This is a genomic window from Haloferax elongans ATCC BAA-1513 (assembly GCF_000336755.1).
Classification (GTDB): domain Archaea; phylum Halobacteriota; class Halobacteria; order Halobacteriales; family Haloferacaceae; genus Haloferax; species Haloferax elongans.
Window position 1 is genome coordinate 94,976 of record NZ_AOLK01000021.1, and the last position, 21,027, is coordinate 116,002.

General features: G+C 61.8%; 18 protein-coding genes and 2 tRNA genes. 9 read left to right on the forward strand and 11 right to left on the reverse strand.

All coding sequences use genetic code 11. From position 1 onward, the window contains the following. Window positions 1–32: 32 nt before the first annotated feature. Window positions 33–503: an Lrp/AsnC family transcriptional regulator gene (locus C453_RS13285; protein WP_008325150.1), complete on the reverse strand. Its 471-nt coding sequence runs from the start codon at window positions 501–503 to the stop codon at window positions 33–35. A gap of 81 nt (window positions 504–584) precedes the next feature. Further along, on the reverse strand, window positions 585–1,379 hold the full coding sequence (locus C453_RS13290) for an inositol monophosphatase family protein (RefSeq protein WP_008325151.1): 795 nt from the start codon (window positions 1,377–1,379) through the stop codon (window positions 585–587). A 147-nt stretch (window positions 1,380–1,526) separates the two neighbouring features. On the opposite strand from C453_RS13290, the gene C453_RS13295 reads away from it, so the two are divergent. Continuing rightward, a complete protein-coding gene (locus tag C453_RS13295) occupies window positions 1,527–1,805 on the forward strand; it encodes a hypothetical protein (RefSeq protein ID WP_008325152.1) in 279 nt (92 codons plus the stop codon). Between the two features lie 755 nt (window positions 1,806–2,560). Here the strand turns inward: C453_RS13295 and C453_RS13300 are convergent. Continuing rightward, window positions 2,561–2,644 (reverse strand) — tRNA-Leu (locus tag C453_RS13300). A 251-nt stretch (window positions 2,645–2,895) separates the two neighbouring features. Here C453_RS13300 and C453_RS13305 point away from each other — a divergent pair. Both C453_RS13305 and C453_RS13310 read left to right on the forward strand, forming a co-directional pair. Beyond that, the gene (locus C453_RS13305; protein WP_008325155.1) at window positions 2,896–3,381 is read left to right on the forward strand and encodes a DUF309 domain-containing protein; all 486 of its coding nucleotides are present in this window, start codon (window positions 2,896–2,898) and stop codon (window positions 3,379–3,381) included. Window positions 3,382–3,482: 101 nt separating this feature from the next. Further along, window positions 3,483–4,355, forward strand: a complete 873-nt coding sequence (locus tag C453_RS13310; RefSeq protein ID WP_008325158.1) for a M14 family metallopeptidase — start codon at window positions 3,483–3,485, stop codon at window positions 4,353–4,355. 42 nt (window positions 4,356–4,397) lie between these two features. On the opposite strand, the gene C453_RS13315 is transcribed toward C453_RS13310, so the two are convergent. The 4 genes from C453_RS13315 to C453_RS20235 form a co-directional block, all read right to left on the reverse strand. Next, window positions 4,398–5,033, reverse strand: a complete 636-nt coding sequence (locus C453_RS13315; protein WP_008325160.1) for an HAD family hydrolase — start codon at window positions 5,031–5,033, stop codon at window positions 4,398–4,400. A gap of 101 nt (window positions 5,034–5,134) precedes the next feature. After that, complete coding sequence (locus C453_RS13320) at window positions 5,135–5,584, reverse strand: UPF0179 family protein (RefSeq protein WP_008325161.1); 450 nt, start codon at window positions 5,582–5,584, stop codon at window positions 5,135–5,137. A 25-nt stretch (window positions 5,585–5,609) separates the two neighbouring features. Next, window positions 5,610–5,990 carry a DUF5820 family protein gene (locus C453_RS13325; RefSeq protein ID WP_008325162.1) on the reverse strand — a complete coding sequence of 127 codons (381 nt, stop codon included), beginning with the start codon at window positions 5,988–5,990 and terminating at the stop codon, window positions 5,610–5,612. 491 nt (window positions 5,991–6,481) lie between these two features. After that, window positions 6,482–6,631, reverse strand: a complete 150-nt coding sequence (locus C453_RS20235) for a hypothetical protein (RefSeq protein WP_160163406.1) — start codon at window positions 6,629–6,631, stop codon at window positions 6,482–6,484. A 43-nt stretch (window positions 6,632–6,674) separates the two neighbouring features. Here C453_RS20235 and C453_RS13330 point away from each other — a divergent pair, with 43 nt between their 5' ends. The 6 genes from C453_RS13330 (at window position 6,675) to C453_RS13355 (ending at window position 16,429) form a co-directional block, all read left to right on the forward strand. Next, on the forward strand, window positions 6,675–8,747 hold the full coding sequence (locus C453_RS13330; RefSeq protein ID WP_008325163.1) for a PrkA family serine protein kinase: 2,073 nt from the start codon (window positions 6,675–6,677) through the stop codon (window positions 8,745–8,747). 4 nt (window positions 8,748–8,751) lie between these two features. Next, complete coding sequence (locus C453_RS13335) at window positions 8,752–11,025, forward strand: PrkA family serine protein kinase (protein ID WP_008325164.1); 2,274 nt, start codon at window positions 8,752–8,754, stop codon at window positions 11,023–11,025. Beyond that, window positions 11,016–12,335, forward strand: coding sequence for a YeaH/YhbH family protein (locus tag C453_RS13340; protein WP_008325165.1), 1,320 nt, complete (start codon window positions 11,016–11,018; stop codon window positions 12,333–12,335). Before C453_RS13335 ends, C453_RS13340 begins: the two co-directional genes overlap by 10 nt. Continuing rightward, on the forward strand, window positions 12,332–14,341 hold the full coding sequence (locus C453_RS13345; RefSeq protein ID WP_008325166.1) for a SpoVR family protein: 2,010 nt from the start codon (window positions 12,332–12,334) through the stop codon (window positions 14,339–14,341). The genes C453_RS13340 and C453_RS13345 overlap by 4 nt, the downstream gene beginning before the upstream one ends. A gap of 8 nt (window positions 14,342–14,349) precedes the next feature. Then, window positions 14,350–14,871: a DUF7344 domain-containing protein gene (locus tag C453_RS13350; protein WP_008325168.1), complete on the forward strand. Its 522-nt coding sequence runs from the start codon at window positions 14,350–14,352 to the stop codon at window positions 14,869–14,871. Between the two features lie 67 nt (window positions 14,872–14,938). After that, on the forward strand, window positions 14,939–16,429 hold the full coding sequence (locus C453_RS13355) for a DASH family cryptochrome (RefSeq protein ID WP_008325169.1): 1,491 nt from the start codon (window positions 14,939–14,941) through the stop codon (window positions 16,427–16,429). A 45-nt stretch (window positions 16,430–16,474) separates the two neighbouring features. Here C453_RS13355 and C453_RS13360 read toward each other — a convergent pair whose 3' ends face one another. The 4 genes from C453_RS13360 to C453_RS13375 all read right to left on the reverse strand — a co-directional run bounded on the left by C453_RS13360 (window position 16,475) and on the right by C453_RS13375 (window position 20,981). Then, entirely contained in the window at window positions 16,475–16,906 is a 432-nt protein-coding gene (locus tag C453_RS13360; RefSeq protein ID WP_008325170.1) for a disulfide bond formation protein B, read from the reverse strand. A 311-nt stretch (window positions 16,907–17,217) separates the two neighbouring features. Then, entirely contained in the window at window positions 17,218–18,537 is a 1,320-nt protein-coding gene (locus C453_RS13365) for an MgtC/SapB family protein (protein WP_008325171.1), read from the reverse strand. Window positions 18,538–18,839: 302 nt separating this feature from the next. Further along, window positions 18,840–18,914: transfer RNA gene (locus C453_RS13370), tRNA-Glu, on the reverse strand. 87 nt (window positions 18,915–19,001) lie between these two features. Beyond that, a complete protein-coding gene (locus tag C453_RS13375) occupies window positions 19,002–20,981 on the reverse strand; it encodes a 3-hydroxyacyl-CoA dehydrogenase/enoyl-CoA hydratase family protein (RefSeq protein WP_008325172.1) in 1,980 nt (659 codons plus the stop codon). Window positions 20,982–21,027 lie beyond the last annotated feature (46 nt).

Below are 21,027 nucleotides of genomic sequence, written 5' to 3' on the forward strand. Positions count from 1 at the left end.
GGCGCACTGGCCACGGAACCCCGCTCGTGGCTTCAGCCTTCGTCGTCGGGGTCCTGAATCGGCAAGACGGGGTCGTCGTACTCGGTTCCGAGGATGACCATCGTCTGCGACCGAGAAAAGCCCTTGAGCTCTGCGACGTGGTCGAACATGAGTTCGCGAAGCGCGTCGGTGTCCTCGGCGTAGATTCGGAGAATCACGTCCCACTCACCGGTCGTCAGGTGAATCTCTTGGACGCCCTCGATATCGCGGAGTTGCTGAAGCGCCTCCTTTTCGTGGCCTTGTTTGACGCGAAAGCCCACTAGCGCCGAGGTACCGAGGCCGACTTCCCGAGCGTCCACACTCGCGTGGTAGCCCTCGATGACGCCGGCGTCTTCCATTCGACCGACTCGGTCGTGGACCGTCGCGCTCGACATGTCGATTTGGCGGGCAATTTCACTGAACGGAGTCCGTGCATCCTCCATCAAGATACGGAGAATTGCCCGGTCCGTATCGTCGAGTTCCATGCCACCCCTTTCACGGGGGGCCAACTTCCCCCTTGCGGATGTGATACATTAAGACGTCAACGAAATGACGATGGTCGTTCGCTATGATTCTATCTCACGTGCCGCATCGAGCAGCGTGTCGTGGATGTGGCCGTTCGACGCGACGAGTCCCTGTGAGTCGTGTCGCCACTCGTTGCCTTCGAGGTCGGTGACAGTGCCGCCAGCCATTCGGACGAGGTGGACGCCAGCGACGGAGTCCCACGGGTTCGCCTGCTTGTTCGTGACGACGCCGTCGAGCGCACCGTCGGCGAGGAACGAGAGTACGACTTGCATGCTTCCGTAGCGTCGGATGTCGCCGAATCGGGTGACGAGCGCCTCTGTCGCCGCCGCGTACTCGTCGCGGGCGTCGAAGTCCCACCAGAAGGTCGGACAGACAGTACACGTCTCGGGGTCGTTGCGTTGACTCACGGAAATCTGTTGGCCGTTTCTGTAGGCACGCTCACTGTCGGCGGCGTAGAGGTCTTCCATCGCAGGCAAGGAGTTCGCCGCCGCAACCGGTTCGCCGTCCAGCACTGCCGCGACGGATGTGGCCCAAACCGGGACATTTCGGACGAAGTTGTTCGTCCCGTCGATAGGGTCGACAATCCACGACGCGCCGCTGTCTGGGACTTCCTTCAGCTCGTCTTCTTCCTCGCCGACGATGGCATCGTCGGGGTATGCCCCACGAATTCGTTCGACGACCCGTTTCTGGGCGTCGCGGTCGGCTTGGGTGACGACGTCCGTCTTTCCTCCCTTCTTCTCTACGTCGATACCCGTACGGAACGCTCGGCGGGCGACTGCGCCGCCGTCGCGCGCTGCTCGTTGTGCTCGGTCTGCGCGAGCATCGAAATCGTCCATGGAGGAGACAGTGACGGGAAGCCGCCTATATCCACCGACCGATGTCCGACTGCGCCCACCGACCCCATCGCCTGCGACCATCGAACCTGACGCAAGCCTCCCGTACTTCTCCCATGCTTAACAGGCTCGCCAGTCTATCTTTGCTTCGTGAGCAACACCGCTGACCTCCCAGCGTCCGTCCGAGAGCCCCTCGCGACAGCACTCCACGAGGCGCGGGACGCAGTCAGGAGTGGGGACGTCGAGACTGCGTACGACCGGCTGAATACGGTCTCGCGAATCCTCCGAGCCAAGGTTCCACCGGGGATGACCCACGACCGATTGGTCCACGGGGTTGCGGCGGTCGAACGAACCGCCGCGGACGAACCGCTCGTGGCGTCGGAGTACCTCCGAGCGATGAAATCGATAGTCGAAACGGCAGAGGAATAGTCGTAGCCGCAATTCAAACGTCGCAGTGGTCACTCGGGAGCCGAAACGCTGGGAGTCGAGACGTTCGTCGTCGTGTACGAACGCGCCGCTCGCGGTGTAGAAATCGAAGAACGCCAGAAATCGCAATTAGAACCCGGACGGAAGACGTTTTCCACAACCCTCACGGCCTTTTTCGGCTTGCGCCGACTTCCCGAACTCCGATTTCTCGTGGTCCGGTACTTGGCCTTCCTGCCACTCGCTTGCAGAGTGGATAACGGGGCTGATTCGGTTCTTCTTCGACACTTTGACCTCGTCTTCCTATTACGAAAGACTCGGTGTTCGTGCCGATTCCATTCCTCCCCATCTGGCGATGGGTACCATCGTCGATGCCTTTCACACCGCCCGATAGATTCGGTTTGGTCATCCGGTGCGTCCTTGCGCTTCCGGCAACCTTACAGTAGGGCGAGTAACATAATGAATATTTCTGATAAACTCTGGTACGTCGCGTCCGATTGAAACTCGTCCGTGCGTGAATGTCGCTCGTTGGAGGGTAGTTGCGGTGTGTCTACTGACTATCCTGTGGGCTCTCATCCTCGTTATGTTGGCTGATTTTCACCAGAAACGTGGTCTGTTCGGTTGGTGCTTCGAACACCTAGCGAGCGTCACGAACACCGGTAGAAGAGCGAGGGGAGGTATTTGAACCACGGTCTTTACGCTCCCTGATTCAACTCCCTCTGGACACACATGGCACTCGTCACGTTGTTTCTCGGCACAAGTGCGAGGGGAGGGATTTGAACCCACGGACCCCTACGGGAGCGGATCTTGAGTCCGCCGCTTTTTCCTAACTTAGCTACCCTCGCGCGTATGGAAGTTGGTCCGGGTGGCCGCTAAAACGTTGCGAATCGTCAGACGACGGTTCCGACCATCTGGACGACGACCATCCCCCCGGCCAAAATGCCACCAACGCCCGCGAGACCGCTGCCCTCGAACGCTGTTAGGCGGGGTCCCACGCACACGACGCGCCGGTGGTGAGTTCCTCCTCCGTGAAAAGCCCGCGGCGGAGAGAGCCGTCACCGATGGAGTTACCGGACCACACGTCGGTAGTACCCGTATGGACGAACACACCCGCGACCCGAGTGTTGCCCCGCCGCTCGGGAACCCCACGGGGTGGAACGAAGATATTCGGATGTGGGACCACGCGACCCTCCGCAAAGCCGTCGAACACGGTGTCAGATTGTTCAACGCCGGTGACTTCCACGAGAGCCACGACTGCTTCGAAATCGAGTGGTACAACTACGGCGCGGGTACCACCGAAAGCGCGTTCCTCCACGGAATGGTGCAGGTCGCAGCGGGCGCGTACAAGCACTTCGACTTCGAAGATGACGCGGGGATGCGGTCGCTCTTCGGGACGTCGCTGGACTACCTTCGAGGGACGCCCAGTGACTTCTACGGCGTGGACGTAGACGACGTTCGAGAGACGCTTCGAACCGCGCTCGACGACCCGACCGTCCTCCACGGGTGGCAGATTAGCATCGATGGCCAACTGGCGACTGCGTACCCGGCAGACTACGAATATGTCGAGGAACTCGACCACTGAGGTGGTACCGACACCGAATTCATTTTCCCCGACACTTGAGGGTGAATTTCCCGTATCACAGAATGTAAAACTCCATTAGCCTCCGGTTCTTGAACCCAGCAATGCGTATCTACGAACTCGGTGACGGCACCCCGGACGTGTCTGTAATCGGGTCGATTCACGGCGACGAGCCGTGTGGCGCACGAGCAATCGAGCGACTCGTCGCCGAGGACCCCGATGTCGAACGTCCGGTGAAGTTCATCATCGCGAACGAAGAAGCACTCGACGCTGACGTTCGGTATCTCGACGACGACCTCAATCGCGCGTTCCCGGGCGACCCGAACGCGGACTCTCACGAGCGACGCCTTGCCCACGACCTCGGACGCGAAGTTCGCGGGACGACTGCTTTCTCTATCCACTCTACACAGTCGTACGCCGACCCCTTCGCAATCGTCGACACCGTCGATGCCATCTCCCGGTCGATTCTCCCGCACCTCCCAGTCGACGTGGTCGTCGAGACGAACAACTTCGCAGAGGGGCGACTCATCGAACACGCCCACACCGTCGAGGTCGAAGCCGGACTACAGAAGTCAGACGAGGCGGCCAAGAACGCCTACTGGCTCATCCGCGCGTTCCTCACGGCGACGAACGTGCTCCCCGCGCCCGCTGTCGCGAGTGACGGCGGAAACGATGGTGGCGACGGCGACGAGGCTTCCGACAGCCCAGTTTCGAGAGACGACCGTCTCCGACTCGGAGCCCCGGAAGAAAACAGCCTCGAGGTCTACCGTCTCCTCGAGATGATTCCGAAACCCGCCGCCAAAGAGTACGAAGTGCTCGCAACGAACTTCGAACCCGTCGAAGGCGGGCAGCCGTTCGCCCGCGCCGACGGCGAGACGTTCGTCGCCGACCGCGACTTCTATCCGATTTTGCTCTCTGCGTACGGCTACGCCGACATCTTCGGGTACGCCGGTGAGAAGGTCGGAACGCTCCCGTAGGCAACGTTTCGCTCTCGTCTCGACTGAGCGTTTTGGGGTCTCTCAGTCGAGAATTTTCCTCGCCGCTTCTTCGACCGACGCGACACGCTCCGGTGGCTCTTCGGGACCGTCGGTTCCGACGTGGAACGCCTCCCAGCCAGCGTTGCGCGCGCCCACGATGTCTTCGTCGTACGTGTCACCGACGTAGACGTAGTTGGCTGCCGAAAGCGACTCCTCGGCAGTCCTGAAGATAGCTGGGTCTGGTTTTCGGGCGGCCACGTCGGGGTCGTTCGACACCACGACGGCGTCCACAATCTCGTCGAGTCCATGCGCTTCGAGCTTGGCGTGCTGCATCTCCAGTGCCCCGTTCGTGAGAATGCCGGTCGGTCGCGCCGCCGCGACGCGACTGACTGCCTCGTGGGTGGCGTCTGGAACCGTCGTCGCCGCGAGTTCTGCCTCGTGGTATCGGGAGACGAGTTCTGCTGGCTCGGCGTCCACGTCAAACTCCTTGACGACGGCCTCGAACCCTGCGCGGTAAGGTGTCGTCGAAAGGTGGTCGAACGCGTGGAGGAGACCCTCTACGTACTGTTCGTACGCGCCGTCGGGAGCGTTCGGAAGCGCTCGCTCGAAGATAGTCTCGAAGTCGTCGGTGTACTGCAAGAGGGTCAAATCGAGGTCGAAGAAGACGGCAGTCGTCATACACGACGCGTCTGCACCGTGGCGTGTAAATGCTCTGTTGTTCCCGGTTGGTCTGTGCTGCTCACTCGTCGGTCTGTCCCCTTACTCGTCGGTCTGTCCCCTTACTCGTCGGCCGCCTCGAACTCGACGAGCGTCAGGTTCCGGTCGAGGTAGCAGTTGTCGTGCGGCGGGTCGCCGACGACCTCGGCGATGCGGTACTCCTGGTCGAATTCTGCCCCGTCGGGGACGCAGTACTGGTGGCTGGGGCACTCGGTGTGAGGACACGGCCCCTGTAGACTGGCCTTGCTTCCGGCGTAGGCTCCCTTCGACGGGACGTTTGCCCGGACGGGAGCGGGTTCGACTTCGACGGCGCGAACGCCGACATCGTGGGCGGCGCAGTCGAGAACCTGCGTGTTCTCCCGCACGTCGACGACGCGGTAGCGAACCCCTTCAGTGAGGTTGAGACACTGCCGGCGGTACGGACACCCTTCGCACGCGCTCGACTCCCCTTGATAGACGAACTCGGTCCCCGTGTCCGCGAGGCGAGTGCCGATGAGTGTGACAGCGGTCATAGTGTGTGATTCATTCGCGGGGTGATTAAGGCTCTCGTCCGGTCAGTTCGTCGAGCTTCTCGAAGTACTCCTCGCGCGGAAGTTGGTAGGCAGCCCGGTAATCGACCTCTCCGTCGGCGAATCGGCGTGCGATGTCTTCCGCGCCGTCGAGCGCCGCCTCGCGAGAGTCGAACTCTTCGGCGACGGCCTCGATTTGCGGCTCTAAGAAGAGGACGGCGTGCCACGTCTCGGTCGAAATCTGTGACGCACCGGGGCGATTCGCCCGCGACCCGTTCGACACGAAGATAGTCGGGAGACACTCCGAAGGGAACTCCTCGCCGTCGAACACGTCGGGGCGATACGCGAGAATCCGCCGTCCCTCGTGTTCGTCGTTCCAGAGCGTCCACCCGTCGGGCAGGTCGGTCATACAGGCGCTATTCGCTCAGTATCCTAAGCCTTCTCGCTCTGTCGAAGCCTGTCAGCGAAACACGGAGTCACCCCACTCATCGGCATCGTTCTCATCAGTCACCAGTCACTATGGCAACAGAAAAGGGCCCCTTGACGCGGCGAATGTGGACTTCCCTAGCGATTCGTTGGCAGAAGAACCTAGCAGAGTGCGAGAAAGTGCATGATATTCCTGATTTGGTGCTTCCCAGACAACAAAGTAACACCAATAACGACCAGAAAATCACGACATGAACGTTTGCTGATTCGATTAATGGGTCTGCCAGCGAACTGAATCGCCGATTAAACCGACATACATCGCACGAATGAAGGGTCACCATTTGTGGTATGAATATGGGATCACCCATATTCGAGACACTTCAGTTACTCATCTCGGAGAAAGCGTTATATGCTAACGTCTCTCAGTATTAATCAGTCTCGGTCACTGGACCGAGCGAATCGCACCGCGCATCCTCACCCGTAGATTCTGTCGCCCGTCGTCGCCCCGTCGTGAGCGCGGAGCGGTGGCGGTGCCCCAACAACCCCGTCCCCGTAGTCCACGGCTACGTGTCGTCGAAGGCGTTGGGGTGTCGTCTGCGACCCGTATACCGGGCGCGTCGCCATTGGACCGTCTTTGAACGGTTGGTCCGTCGAGGCTCCACGAACAATGACCGGCGAAATAGAAACACTCGCAGACCTGAGCAAACACTACAAAGACTCCGTCCCCTCGGACCTCCGCGAGGCGAAGAGTTTCCAGTGGTACCTCGAAGAGGTCTACGACGATCCAAAGATCGCTCGCAACGCCCACCAACGCGTGGCGGACATGTTCGACTTCTACGGCACCCGTTACGACGAAGACGCGGGCGTCGTGGAGTACCTCATGGCCTCCGAAGACCCGCTCCACGATGGAGAAAACGTCTTCTACGGCCGCGAAGTGCACGAGTCGATACACGAGTTCGTCAACAAGGTGAAATCCGGGGCTCGCGGCCTTGGCCCCGAAAAACGCATCAAACTCCTCCTCGGCCCCGTCGGCTCCGGGAAGTCACACTTCGACTGGATCTCGCGACGGTACTTCGAGGACTACACGATGCGCGACGAGGGACGCATGTACACCTTCAGGTGGTCGAACCTCGGCGACGTCATCCGTGACCAGGACCCTGCCGACGACGTGGTCCAGTCGCCGATGAACCAAGACCCGCTCGTGTTGCTCCCCCAAGAGCAGCGCGACATGGTCATCGAACAACTCAACGAGAACCTCGACGCACCGTACACCATTCGGAACGACCAGGCGCTCGACCCCGCCTCGGAGTTCTACATGGACCGTCTCTTGGGACACTACGACGACGACCTCGAAGAAGTCGTCGAGAACCACATCGAAATCATCCGCCTCGTCGCCTCCGAGAACAAACGGCAGTGCGTCGAGACGTTCGAACCCAAAGACAAGAAGAACCAAGACGAGACCGAACTGACCGGCGACGTCAACTACTCGAAACTCGCGGTGTACGGCGAATCCGACCCGCGGGCGTTCGACTACTCCGGGGCGTTCTGTAACGCCAACCGGGGTATCTTCTCCGGCGAGGAGCTGCTGAAACTCCAGCGTGAGTTCCTCTACGACTTCCTGCACGCGTCGCAGGAACAGACGATTAAGCCGAAGAACAACCCGCGAATCGACATCGACCAGGTCATCGTCGGCCGGACGAACATGCCGGAGTACAGAGAGAAGAAGGGCGACGAGAAGATGGAGGCGTTCAACGACCGGACGAAACGCATCGACTTCCCGTACGTCCTCGAATACGAACAGGAAGCCGAAATCTACCGGAAGATGCTCCGCAACGCGGACGTGCCCGACATCCACGTCGAGCCGCACACCCTGGAGATGTCCGGCCTGTTCGGCGTCCTCACGCGCATCGTCGAACCCGACTCCGACGGCATCACGCTCGTCCAGAAGGCGAAGGCCTACAACGGCGAGTTGGACGACGGCGACGACATCGACGTGCGCAAACTGCGCGAAGAAGGCGAGTCGAAAGCTGACATCGGTGAGGGCATGGACGGCGTCTCCGCGCGGTTCATCGGCGACGAAATCGCCGAGGCAATCATGGATTCGACCCATCGCGGTCGCTCCTACCTCTCGGCGCTCTCGTCGTTCACTCACCTCGGTGAGAACCTCGAAGGTCACGGGTCGATACCCGAAGAGAACCTCGAACGCTACCACCGCTACCTCGAAATGGTTCGCGAGGAGTACAAAGAGCGCGCCATCGAAGACGTTCGGCACGCACTCGCGTACGACCTCGACGAGATTCGCCGACAGGGCGAGAAGTACATGGACCACGTCATGGCCTACATCGACGACGCGACGGTCGAAGACGAACTGACCGGCCGCGACCAGGACCCAGACGAGAAGTTCCTCCGGGCGGTCGAAGAGAAACTCAACATCCCCGAGGACCGCAAGGACGACTTCCGACAGGAGGTCTCCAACTGGGTCTCTCGCCGTGCCCGCGAAGGGACGTCGTTCGACCCACAACAGAACGACCGACTCCGCCGCGCGCTCGAACGCAAGCTCTGGGAAGACAAGAAACACAACATCAACTTCTCGGCACTGGTGAGCGCGAACGAACTGGACGACGACGAACGCAACGCGTGGATAGACGCCTTGGTCGACCAGGGCTACTCGCGCGAGGGAGCACGTGAAGTACTCGAGTTCGCTGGTGCGGAGGTGGCCAAGAGCGAACTGGAAGGCTAAACCAATGCGAGATTACATCCGCACCGCGGACGAGACGCTCAAAGGCACCTACGAGGAGCCGATGAGCCTCGCCGCGTACGTCGAGGCCGCCTTCGAGTCACCCTCGATTGCCTCGCACGCATCGAAGTACCTGCTGGAAGCCATCGAGTCGATGGGGACCAGAACCGTCATCGAAGAGGGCGAAGAAAAAGAGCGCTACAACTTCTTCGACGACCCCGCCAACGACGGCGAGCACGCGGTCTTCGGCAACACGGACGTGTTGAACGCGTTCGTCGACGACCTGCGAACCATCGCCGCCGACCGCGGCAAAGCCGAGAAAATCGTCTGGTTCGACGGGCCGACTGCGACGGGCAAATCCGAGTTGAAACGCTGTCTCATCAACGGACTCCGTGAGTACTCGAAGACCGACGAGGGGCGGCGCTACACCGTCGAGTGGAACGTCGCCAACGCCACCGATACCCGTGGCCTGTCCTACGGTGGCGAGTTCGAGTCAGACGACGAAGACTGGTACGAGAGTCCGGTGCAAGCCCACCCGCTTTCGGTCTTCCCGTCGGACGTTCGAAAGGGACTGCTCAGAGACCTCAACCGCAACAACTCGGGCCACATCCCCATCAGCGTGGACGAGGAACTCGACCCATTCTGCCGTGAGGCGTACTTCTACCTCGAAGAGCAGTACCGCCGAGCCGGGAAGATGAACCTGTTTTCGGCTATCTCCGACCCGAAGCACCTCCGGGTGAAAAACTACGTCGTGGACGTGGGACGCGGTATCGGCGTCCTCCACTCCGAAGACGACGGGTCGCCGAAAGAGCGACTCGTCGGGTCGTGGATGCCGGGGATGCTCCGCGAACTGAACTCTCGCGGGCGGAAGAATCCGCAGGCGTTCAGCTTCGATGGCGTTCTCTCGCAGGGTAACGGACTCCTGACTATCGTCGAGGACGCGACGCAGCACGCGGACTTGCTCCAGAAACTGCTGAACGTCCCCGACGAGGGGCGCGTCAAACTGGACAAGGGAATCGGGATGGACATCGACACCCAACTGGTCATCATCTCGAACCCGGACCTCGACGCCGAACTCGACAAGTTCGCAGACAGGAACGGTCGCGACCCGCTGAAGGCGCTCAAGCGACGGCTGAACAAACACGAGTTCCGCTACCTGACGAACCTCTCGTTGGAGGCCGAACTTATCCGCCGCGAACTGACCAACGAGACGAGCGTCTGGACCGAAGCACCCGAGGTGCTGGCCGAAATCGTCGCCGAGGCAGTCACGCTGGACGTTCGGAAAGGTCCGGGCGAGGTCTACCACCGAGAACTCGCACCGCACGCAATCGAGGCGGCGGCGCTCTACAGCGTCGTCACGCGCCTCGACCCGGAAGACGTGCCGCACGACCCGGACCTCGAGTTGAACCTCGTGGACAAGGCGCTGTTGCTCGATCGTGGCTACCTGCAGGTCGGCGACCAGCGCCGCGAGGTCTCCGGATTCGAGTTCGTCGGCGATTCCGAGGGAACCCACGGGATTCCCGTGACGTTCACTCGGGACGTCATCGCCGACTTGCTCCACGACCGGGTGGAGCGTCACCACCCTGACCTCGACGTCGCGTCGGTCGTGATGCCGACCGACGTGCTCGATGCGATGCTCGACGAGTTACCCGACGCACCGGTGTTCTCGCGGGCCGAGGCCGCCGAGTACGAGGGCCGAATCGAGATGGTCGAAGCGTACATCTTCGAACAGCAGGAAAGCGACGTGCTCGACGCGCTCCTCGCGGAGAAGGGCGTCGAGCGCGAGACGGTCGAAGAGTACGTCGAACACGTCTACGCGTGGGCCTCCGAGGGCCAAATCGAGACCGAGCACGGTCTCGTCGACCCGGACCCGCTCCTCATGAAACTGTTCGAGACGGAGCATCTCGGTCGGTTCTCCGAGGACAACTACGACGGGAACGACCCCGACGACGACGTCGAAGAATTCCGTCACGAGAAGGTCATCACCGCGCTCAATCGCTACGCGTGGGAGAACCGTAACGAAGGCTTCGAAGTCAGCGACGTCGACCTGACCGAGATTCCCGTCATCCGAACCGTCTTGGAGACGCACGACTGGGACGACGTCCGCCGCCTCTTCGAGGACCTCGACCCGCGCCAGTGGGACGACCCACCGGCGAACACCGAGACGGAGGTCGTGAAGAAACGGACCATCGAAGAGATGAAGAAACGCGGCTACTCCGCCGCATCGGCCGAACTCACGAGTCGCGCCGTCATGGAGCAGGTGAGCACCCAATGGGACTGAGAGACGACCTCGAACGATTCCGTGAAGTGGGCGAAGAGCGGCGCGAGGACCTCAAGGAGTTCATCTCCTACGGCGACCTCGGCGCATCAGGGTCGAAAGACATCAAGATTCCAATCAAGGTCGTCGACCTCCCCGAGTTCAAATACGACCGCCTCGACATGGGCGGCGTCGGACAGGGGAAAGGCGGGACGCCCGACGTGGGCCAGCCACTCGGCCAACCCCAACCCGCTCCCGGTGAGGGCGACGAAGGCGACCCCGGCGAAGAGGGGGCCGAACACGAGTACTACGAGATGGACCCCGAGCAGTTCGCCGAAGCGCTCGACGAGGAACTCGGTCTCGAACTCGAACCGAAGGGGAAGGAAGTCATCGACGAAATCGAGGGCGACTTCACCGACGTGACTCGCACTGGCCCCCACAGCACGCTCGACTTCGAGCGCCTGTTCAAAGAGGGGCTGAAGCGAAAGCTGGCGACCGACTTCGACGAAGACTACGTCCGCGAAGCGATGAAAGTCGAAGGCACCTCACCGGACGACATCTACCGCTGGTCGCGCGAGAACAATATCCTCGTCTCGCTGGCGTGGATCGAAGACGAGTGGACTCGGATTCCCGACGACGAGCGCGAGACGTGGGCCTCCTTCGAGGAGATGGAAGAAAACGTCGAGCGCACGACGACCGTCCAGCGAATCCGCCGCGATGGACTCAAAGAGATTCCGTTCCGGCGTGAGGACGAGCGCTACCGCCACCCCGAAATCATCGAGAAGAAGCGCTCGAACGTCGTCGTCGTCAACATCCGCGACGTGTCAGGGTCGATGCGCGAGACGAAACGCGAACTGGTCGAGCGCACCTTCACGCCGCTGGACTGGTATCTCACGGGCAAGTACGACCACGCCGAGTTCGTCTACATCGCCCACGACGCTGAGGCGTGGGAGGTCGAACGCGACGAGTTCTTCGGCATTCGCTCGGGTGGCGGGACGCGAATCTCGTCGGCCTACGAACTGGCGAAGGAAGTGCTCGACGAGCGCTACCCGTGGCACGAGTGGAACCGCTACGTCTTCGCCGCTGGTGACTCCGAAAACTCGTCGAACGACACCAAAGAGCGGGTCGTCCCACTCATGGAAGAGATTCCGGCGAACCTCCACGCCTACGTGGAGACTCAGCCCGGTGGCACCGCCATCAACGCAACGCACGCCGAAGAGGTCGAACGACTCCTCGGCGATGAAGGCAACGTCGTCGTAGCATACGTCTCCGAACCAGACGACGTGATAGACGCAATCTACCGCATACTCAGCACGGAGGCGACAGTAGAATGACTTCCAGACGACACCGCAGAGACGCACAGCGAGAGGCCGCCCGCCTCGACGAACCCGTTCGCGAAGCGGGTGCACTCGCGAAGAAACTCGGATTGGACCCCTACCCGGTGAACTACTGGGTCGTCAACTACGACGAGATGAACCAGCTCATCGCCTACGGTGGCTTCCAGAACCGCTATCCGCACTGGCGATGGGGGATGACCTACGACCGACAGCGCAAGACCGACCAGTTCGGCATGGGCAAGGCGTTCGAAATCGTCAACAACGACGACCCCTCGAACGCGTTCCTCCAGGAGTCGAACTCGCTGGCCGACCAGAAGGCGGTCATTACCCACGTCGAGGCGCACTCGGACTTCTTCAAGAACAATCAGTGGTTCGGGTTGTTCTCCGACGAGGGTGACTTGAACGCCGCAGCGATGCTCGAACGTCACGGCGAGACCATCGAGCGGTACATCGAGTACCCCGACGTGAGTCGCGACGAGGTCGAGAAGTTCATCGACGCCATCCTCTGTCTCGAAGACACCATCGACCAACACCGGTCGATTCGCGAAGCGGCCGAAGACAGAGACGAGCGCATCCCTGACGACATCCGCGACCAACTCAAGAACCTCAACATCTCCGAAGACGTCCGGCGCGAGGTGTTCGACGACGAGTGGGTCGACCGCGTCGAAGAAGCAGAGCGCGAGGCCGCGAAGATAACGGCCCCGCGGAAAGACGTGCTCGCGTACATCCGCGAACACGGGATGCGTTACGACGAAGAGACTGGCAAGGCCGAGGAGATGGAGCCATGGCAGAAGGACGTCCTCGACATGCTTCGCGAGGAGGCGTACTACTTCGCCGCCCAGAAGATGACGAAGGTGATGAACGAAGGCTGGGCTGCCTACTGGGAGTCACTCATGATGGGCGACGAACGGTTCGCCGGCACGGACGAGTTCATCACGTACGCCGACCACCAAGCACGCGTCCTCGGGTCGCCCGGTCTCAACCCGTACAAACTCGGCAAGGAACTCTGGGAGTACATCGAGAACACGACGAACCGCGCCGAGGTTGCCGACAAACTCCTCCGCGTGAAGGGCATCACGTGGCGTAACTTCACCGAGGAAATCGACTTCGACGAGGTACAGCGTCTTCTCGCAACCGACCCGGTTATCGATAGCGTGTCGCGCGAGACGCTGGACGACCTCGTCGAACTCGGCCCAGACGACCCCCGTGTTGACCACAAGATGCTCGACCGGGCGCTGTCGGGCGACGAGTCGGTCGACGTTGATACCTATCCGTGGAAGGTGCTCTCGTACGAAGGGCTCGCAGAGCGTCACTACTCGCTCGTCAAACCGCAGAACCGTGGCTTCATCAGTCGCATCCGGCGGTCCGAACTCGAACAGCTGACGCGGTACATGTTCGACGACACCCGCTACGACACCGTCGAAGAGGCGATTGCGGATGTCGACAAGACGGTCGGGTGGGACCGAATGCGCGAGATTCGCGAGAGTCACAACGACGTGACGTTCCTCGACGCGTTCCTCACCGAGGAGTTCGTCCGGTCGAACCACTACTTCGCCTACGAGTACTCACAGTCGTCGCGGCAGTTCCGCGTCTCGTCGACCCAGTACGAAGACGTCAAGAAGAAGCTCCTCTTCCAGTTCACGAACTTCGGCAAGCCGACGGTTGCTGTCTACGACGGCAACTTCGACAACCGCGGAGAACTGCTCCTCGGGCACCAGTACAACGGCGTCGTCCTCGACATGGCGCAGGCGAAAGGCGTGCTCGAACGGGTCTATCACCTCTGGGGCCGCCCGGTCAACCTGATGACCATCACCAAGGAGTTCGACGACCACGAGGTCGAAGTTGCCCGTCGCCGCGGGCGTGAGCCGACGCCGACTGAGCACGCGATTCGGGTTCGGTACGACGGCGAGGAGTTCGAGATGCACGACCTCGACTCGGACCTCGAAGAACGAATCGCCGCGGGAGAAATCGACTACGACACGAAGCCCGATGACTGGCTCTAACCGGGGCGATGACGACTGCTGACCAGTCTGCCCATGACAGGCTGGACGCAGGTGAGATTCACGATGTCCTTCGAAACAACCGCCGGCGACTCGTACTCGAACAACTCCGAGAACGAGAGGGGTCGAAGACTGTCGGCGACCTCGCCGAGCACATCGCCGAGGTAGAGTCCGGCGAGTCGCCGCCGCCGAAGAACGTCCGCCAGAGTGTCTACATCTCGTTGCACCAGACGCATCTCCCGAAGCTCGACACACTCGAAATCGTCGACTACGACTCGGTGGGAAAGGAGGTCTCCCTCGCGGAACACGCCGCCGAACTCACGCCCTACTATATCGACGGCGAGGATTCGAGACCGGCGGCCGCGCTGACGTTCGCATCGTGTCTCGCCGGACTCGCACTCGTCGTCGGCGAGTGGATGGGCGTCCCACTCATCTCGTGGGTCGACCCTCGACTCGTCGCGCTCGTTTCGCTCGCGTTCGTCGCGGTCGTCACGGGCGTCGAACTCCGCGAGTGGACGCAAAACAAGGCCTGACACCAGCGCCCGAAGCAACCCACTCGAACGGCCACTCAAGTTCACTCCATCCTAAGCGCCGCCGTCGATGTCTTCACACACCGCCCTCGTCTGGTTCCGCCGCGACCTTCGACTCCACGACAACGAGGCACTCGTCGACGCCTGCGGTGCCGACCAGGTCGTCCCAGTCTACTGTTTCGACCCTCGGGACTACGGACAGCAGTCTTACGGCGGCCCCGGCTCGTTCGACTTTCGAAAGACCGGGTTCCACCGGCTTCGATTCCGCCTCGAATCGGTCGCCGACCTTCGGTCGTCGCTCCGTGACCGCGGCAGCGACCTCGTGGTTCGAGTCGGTCGTCCAGAGGCGGTCCTCCCAGACGTTGCCACCGCGGTCGGTGCCGACAGCGTGTCGATGCACACGTGGCCGACGCCGGAAGAGCGGCAGGTCGAATCGGCGGTCCAGCAGGCACTCGACGACGTGGGAGTCGAATCACGGCGGTTCTGGGGGCACACGCTGACGCATCCAGACGACCTTCCGATGGACCTCGACGCCCTCCCGGACACGTACACGACGTTTCGGAAGGCAGTCGAGAACGACGCCAGCATCCGCGAGCCGTTGCACACCCCAGACCTTCCGGCACGTCCCGATTCAGTACCTGAGCCGGGAGCGATACCAGCGCTCTCAGACCTCGACGGGGACGTGTCGAATGCGGCGCAGGTGGAAGACGAGCCCCTGGCTTCCCCCAACGACGAGCAGGCTACCTCCCTGTTCGAAGGTGGCGAGACGGCCGGCCGCGAGCGCGTCGAGTCGTACATCTGGGAGGGAGACCACCTTCGGGAGTACAAAGAGACGCGAAACGGATTGGTCGGACTCGACTACTCCTCGAAGTTCTCGCCGTGGTTGAACGAAGGCTGTCTCTCTCCGCGGTACGTCCAATCCGAGGTCGAACGCTACGAGGACGTGCGCGTGTCGAACGACTCGACCTACTGGCTGACGTTCGAACTGCGCTGGCGCGACTTCTTCCAGTTCCAGACCGCCAAGCACGGAGGCGAGTTCTTCCAGCGAAGTGGCATCCGAAACCGGACCGATATCGACTGGCGAGACGACGACGCGCAGTTCGACCGCTGGGCCGCGGGCGAGACTGGGATTCCCTTCGTCGATGCGGCCATGCGCGAGTTGAACGCGACCGGCTACGTGTCAAACCGGGCGCGACAGAACGCCGCGTCGTTTCTCGCGAACAACCTCAGACTCGACTGGCGGCGCGGTGCGGCCTACTTCGAGACGCAACTGGTCGATTACGATCCCGCCTCGAACTACGGCAACTGGGCGTACATCGCAGGCGTCGGCAACGACTCGCGCGACCGGTATTTCGATATCGTCGCGCAAGCCCGCCGGTACGACGCAGACGCCGAGTTCGTGACACACTGGCTTCCCGAACTCGCCGACCTCCCGCCCGAGTACGCCCACGAACCGTGGAAACTGACCGACGCCGAGCAAGCCGACTACGGCGTCCAGTTGGGCATCGACTATCCCGAACCGATGGTCGACCTCGACGTGTCCTACGAGAAACTGGACTGAGAGGGACAAGAGAATTCAGCGACGTCGACCAAGCCCTCTCTCCACCTACACCCGCCACGGGTCGTTTCGACTTCCACTCGTCAGGACCATCCCACCGACGAGGAGCGTCACGACGAGGAATGCGATAAGCGAGAGACGCGGGATAGTCAACAGCCCGCCGAGCATCGGGTACTGGATGGACGCACACGGGCCGCCGATTGTGCAGGTCGCTCCGGGCGCGACTTGCAGATATGTGTGATAGCCGGAAATCGCCACACCACCGAGCGAGAGCGGCAGCACAGACTTCCACACACCCTCTTGTTCTTCGACCGCGGCGACGCCGAGGACCACCACCAGCGGGTACATCAGAATACGCTGGTACCAACAGAGGTCACACGGCGTCAATCCGAGGCCGAGACTGAAGTAGAGACTCCCTGCAGTCGCAGCGAGCGCGACGAGTGTCCCTGCGGTGAGAATCGCCCGCGTCGAGTCACTCATTCGGCTTGCCCCCCGCTCAATATGGTTGCGACGCTGGGCATCGGTCCTCGGTTCGACTCCGGCCGGTAGTGGGCGCGGCTTAGTCTCGGGCTTCGATTCATGCGTGTGGTCGACTCTGCCACAGGATAGAACGGGGGGAACCTCAAGCCATCGGCTCTTCATGTTGGTTACGTTGTACGAGCGGCCGTCGCCACACCGGGGGACGACCGGTGGGCGACTCTTCTGTGGCCTGCTCGGGTACAGAACGTGCACCGAACCAGTGCGCTTGGATTGCTGTCTCAGGGGGCCATGAATGTTGTGACAGCGGAGAGTCACATGAGGACGACGAGCCAGCCGCCGATTGCCCCGGAGGTGACGAGGAGTGCGCTCTTCCGTGCAACCGGCGCGAGGAGAGTGCGGTCGATACTTGCAGCGAGGAGTATCTTGACGAAGATGCTCGCCGCCGTCCCTGCCAGTACCCCGACGACGGCGGTGGTACTCCCGATTTGGCCACCGCCGTAGAGTGTGACGACCGTCGTGACGACCGACCCACTGGAGACGAAGCCGCCGAGGAAGCTCGTCACGACGAACCCGGCCGTGCCGAACATCTCTTGTGCGGCCGCCGAGGCGAGAAGCACCACGAGGAAGAACAGCCCGAATCGGAGTGCACTCTTGAGGCTGAACGGCGACTCGAACGCCACGTCGATGTCGACATCCCACTCTCTGGAGTACAGCGCGTAGCTCACCCCGACGAGGCCGATGAGTCCGAGCGGGAGTCCGACCTCCAGTGCGATTTCGGGGGCGAACACGACGATGAGCGACAGGTTTCGAATCGCCATCGCCGCGTCGGCCATCAGAATCGCACCGACAGCGAGCGGTCGAATCGACGGGTTGCGCTCTGTTCGACCCGCAATCTCCCCGATGACGGCCGTAGAGTTCACCAGCCCACCGAAGAAGCCCGTGATGGCGATACCGCGTTCGCCGTAGCGTTTGATGATGACGTAATTGACGAACCCGATGGCACTCACGGCGACGACGAGCAGCCAGACTGTCTGCGGTCTGACGGCGTCCCACGGCCCCAGTGGGCGGTTCGGAAGCAACGGGTAGACGACGAACGCGATGATGGCTAACTCGATGGCGCTCCGAACCTCGTCGGTCGTCAGGCGATGGGCGAACCCGTGGAGTTCCCGACGGAGGACCAACAACAGTGACGACGTGAGTGCGACGACGACACCCTCGATGACGTAGCCGGCAACCACCGCGGCACCGACTCCGTAGGCCACGAGCAGCGAGGTGGACGTGGTCAACGACAGGCTCACGCCGTCGTCATCGTCGTCTTCGGCGGCTACGACCGGGTCGACATCCTCGGTGTCAGCACCCACGTCTGCGGCGGGTCTTCCGTTCCATTCGACGAGGCCGCGTCCGCCGAGCAGCGCCGCTTGTACGACGACGAGCAGTCCGCCAATCGCCAGGACGATACCGCTGTCGAGGACGACTGCGAGACCGCCGATGAGACTCGTCAGTGTGAACGTCCGCATTCCTGCGGTCTTCTTCGACCGCTCGCGTTCCAGACCGAGGAACATCCCCAACGCAGCCGCGATGAACAACCGCGAGACGGTGGGGTCGATGGAGAACGCTTCCTGTTCGAGCATCACGTCTCACCAACCGTGGGGGTCGGCAGTAACCGACAGAGGGCCATACTATATAGTCTATTTATTATGCATGCCTAAAAGTATGTTTCATGGTATCAAAGTGGTCGGTTGGGTGTGGAGGGTCGCTTATCGAAGCGGGGCGCAGAAGTCTCTCAGAGGTTTGTGCTCGTGAGAAATGCTTGGTAGGGGATTTGAACTTCACTCGCAGCAAGCTGCTCGCTAGTTCAAATCCCCAGTGTCGCGTTCACACTCACAAGACCGAGAGACACAGAGGTCTCTCGGAGGTTAGTGTTCGTGAGAAGTGCTCGGTAGGGGATTTGAACCCCTGTCCTCGGCTCGAAAGGCCAAGATGATTGGCCGGACTACACCAACCGAGCCAACTGCATTCACGAGTGGTAGTTGGATTATTTTAAGGGTTGCGTTCCGAGTCGAGTGAGTGAGAGGTACCCACCCACGCCCTGCGGTTACTCGCCGGTGAACTCGGGGTCGCGGTCGCTGGTGAACGCCGCGATACCTTCCATCAGGTCAGACGTCGTAAACAGCAGGCCGAAGCCCTGTGCCTCGACTTCGAGGCCAGCGTCGGTGTTCTCCCATCCGTTGTGCATCGCGCGCTTGGTGTAGCGCTGTGCAATCGGCGGGCCCTGTGCGAACTTCTGGGCGTACTCGAACGCCTCCGTCTCGAAGTCCTCGTTGTCCACGACTTCGTTGACGAAGCCGAAGTCGGCCATCGTCTCGGCGTCGTAGCGCTCGGCGGAGAAGATAATCTCCTTCGCGCGACCGGTGCCGACGATGCGCTGGAGACGGACGGTGCCGCCCCAGCCGGGGATGAGACCGAGGTCGTGTTCGGGCTGGCCGAACTGCGAGCGCTCTGTGGCGATACGGAGGTCGGCGCACATCGAGAGTTCCATCCCGCCGCCGAGACAGAAGCCGTCGATACCGGCGACGACCGGCTTGTCCATCTCTTCGAGCTTGCCGAAGGTCTGCTGGCCCTTGCGGGAGAGTTCGACACCCGAGACGGCGTCGCCGCCGCCCGCGGCGATGCTCGTTACGTCGGCACCGGCAGAGAAGGCGCGGTCGCCAGCGCCGGTCAGGAGAATCGCGCGCACCTCGTCGTCGTCCTCGAGCGTGTCGAGTGCGGCCGAGAGGTCGTCCATCAGCTCCGTGCTGATGGTGTTGAGACGGTGCGGGCGGTCGAGCGTGATGTGGCCGACACCCTCACGGATTTCGACGGCGATGTTGTCGAACTGGAGGCTGTCGTCCGCCTCGTCGCTGCCGTCGTCGTAGAAGCCTGCGCCGGATTCTGCGAGTTCGCGGAGGTAGTCGACGGCTTCGTAGCGCTCCTCACCGGTCTCCTCGTGGAGTTCGTCGAGCGTCTCGACGAGCGTCTCGATACCGGCGTCGTCGGCCATCTTTGCGGGGCCGTCGGGGAAGCGCCCGCCGAGTTTGACGGCGCGGTCGATTTCGCCCGCGGGAGCGACGTCGTTGCCGACGAGGCCCGCGACTTCGTTTGCCATGAGCGCGAGGAGTCGCTTCTTCACGTCCTCGCTACCCTCACCGTGGGGAACCTCTGCGCCCTCGCCGTCTTCGTAGTCGTAGAAGCCCTTGCCGCTCTTCTGGCCGAGGTCACCGTCTTCGACCTTCTCAGAGAGGAGTGGGCACGGCTCGTAGGCGTCGCCGAGCACGTCGTGCATGTAGTCGAGGACGTGGTAGCCGACGTCGATGCCGACGTAGTCGGCGAGTTCGAAGCTTCCCATCGGGAGCCCGATGTCGTACTTCGTCGTGGAGTCGACTTCCGCCATCGTCGCGTCGCCCGAGTGGACAATCCACGCCGCTTCGTTCATCAGGGGGACGAGGATACGGTTCACGATGAACCCGGGGCTGTCCTTGCGGACGCGGACGGGTGTCTTGCCCATCTCTTCTGCGAGGTCCTCGATGACATCGAGCGTCTCGTCGTCAGTGTGCGCGCCGGAGATGACCTCGACGAGGTCCATCCGAACCGGCGGGTTGAAAAAGTGCATCCCGCAGAAGTGCTCTGGGCGCTCGGTCACTTCGGAGAGGTCTGTGATGGAGAGGCTGGACGTGTTGGTCGCGAAGATGGTGTGCTCGGGTGCGTACTCTTCGAGTTCCGTGTACACCTCCTTCTTGATGGACATCTTCTCGGGGACGGCCTCGATGACCACGTCGGCGTCGGCGACCGACTCTTCGAGGTCGACGACTGGTGTGACGCGGTCGAGTGCGGCGTCGGCGTCGTCCTGCGAGATGCGGTCGTTCTCCGCGAGCTTGTCGAGCGACCACTCGATTTGGTCGTAGCCTTTCTGGACGAACTCTTCTTTGATGTCGCGAAGGACAACGTCGTACCCAGCGAGGGCTGCCACTTCCGCGATGCCGTGGCCCATATTGCCCGCGCCAAGAACAGTGATGCTGTTGATATCGTCTACCTTCATGGACGAACGTTACAGTGTCCATTGGTTTCAACGTTTCCCTCGCGCA

Bases quoted from the DNA above. Each gene is read 5' to 3' on its own strand.
- C453_RS13345 (WP_008325166.1), top strand. From the start codon at position 12,332: ATGACTTCCAGACGACACCGCAGAGACGCACAGCGAGAGGCCGCCCGC.
- C453_RS13285 (WP_008325150.1), bottom strand. From the start codon at position 503: ATGGAACTCGACGATACGGACCGGGCAATTCTCCGTATCTTGATGGAG.
- C453_RS13320 (WP_008325161.1), bottom strand. From the start codon at position 5,584: ATGACCGCTGTCACACTCATCGGCACTCGCCTCGCGGACACGGGGACC.
- C453_RS13335 (WP_008325164.1), top strand. From the start codon at position 8,752: ATGCGAGATTACATCCGCACCGCGGACGAGACGCTCAAAGGCACCTAC.
- C453_RS13310 (WP_008325158.1), top strand. From the start codon at position 3,483: ATGCGTATCTACGAACTCGGTGACGGCACCCCGGACGTGTCTGTAATC.
- C453_RS13365 (WP_008325171.1), bottom strand. From the start codon at position 18,537: ATGCTCGAACAGGAAGCGTTCTCCATCGACCCCACCGTCTCGCGGTTG.
- C453_RS13360 (WP_008325170.1), bottom strand. From the start codon at position 16,906: ATGAGTGACTCGACGCGGGCGATTCTCACCGCAGGGACACTCGTCGCG.
- C453_RS13290 (WP_008325151.1), bottom strand. From the start codon at position 1,379: ATGGACGATTTCGATGCTCGCGCAGACCGAGCACAACGAGCAGCGCGC.
- C453_RS13305 (WP_008325155.1), top strand. From the start codon at position 2,896: ATGGACGAACACACCCGCGACCCGAGTGTTGCCCCGCCGCTCGGGAAC.
- C453_RS13375 (WP_008325172.1), bottom strand. From the start codon at position 20,981: ATGAAGGTAGACGATATCAACAGCATCACTGTTCTTGGCGCGGGCAAT.
- C453_RS13325 (WP_008325162.1), bottom strand. From the start codon at position 5,990: ATGACCGACCTGCCCGACGGGTGGACGCTCTGGAACGACGAACACGAG.
- C453_RS20235 (WP_160163406.1), bottom strand. From the start codon at position 6,631: ATGGCGACGCGCCCGGTATACGGGTCGCAGACGACACCCCAACGCCTT.
- C453_RS13355 (WP_008325169.1), top strand. From the start codon at position 14,939: ATGTCTTCACACACCGCCCTCGTCTGGTTCCGCCGCGACCTTCGACTC.
- C453_RS13340 (WP_008325165.1), top strand. From the start codon at position 11,016: ATGGGACTGAGAGACGACCTCGAACGATTCCGTGAAGTGGGCGAAGAG.
- C453_RS13330 (WP_008325163.1), top strand. From the start codon at position 6,675: ATGACCGGCGAAATAGAAACACTCGCAGACCTGAGCAAACACTACAAA.
- C453_RS13350 (WP_008325168.1), top strand. From the start codon at position 14,350: ATGACGACTGCTGACCAGTCTGCCCATGACAGGCTGGACGCAGGTGAG.
- C453_RS13315 (WP_008325160.1), bottom strand. From the start codon at position 5,033: ATGACGACTGCCGTCTTCTTCGACCTCGATTTGACCCTCTTGCAGTAC.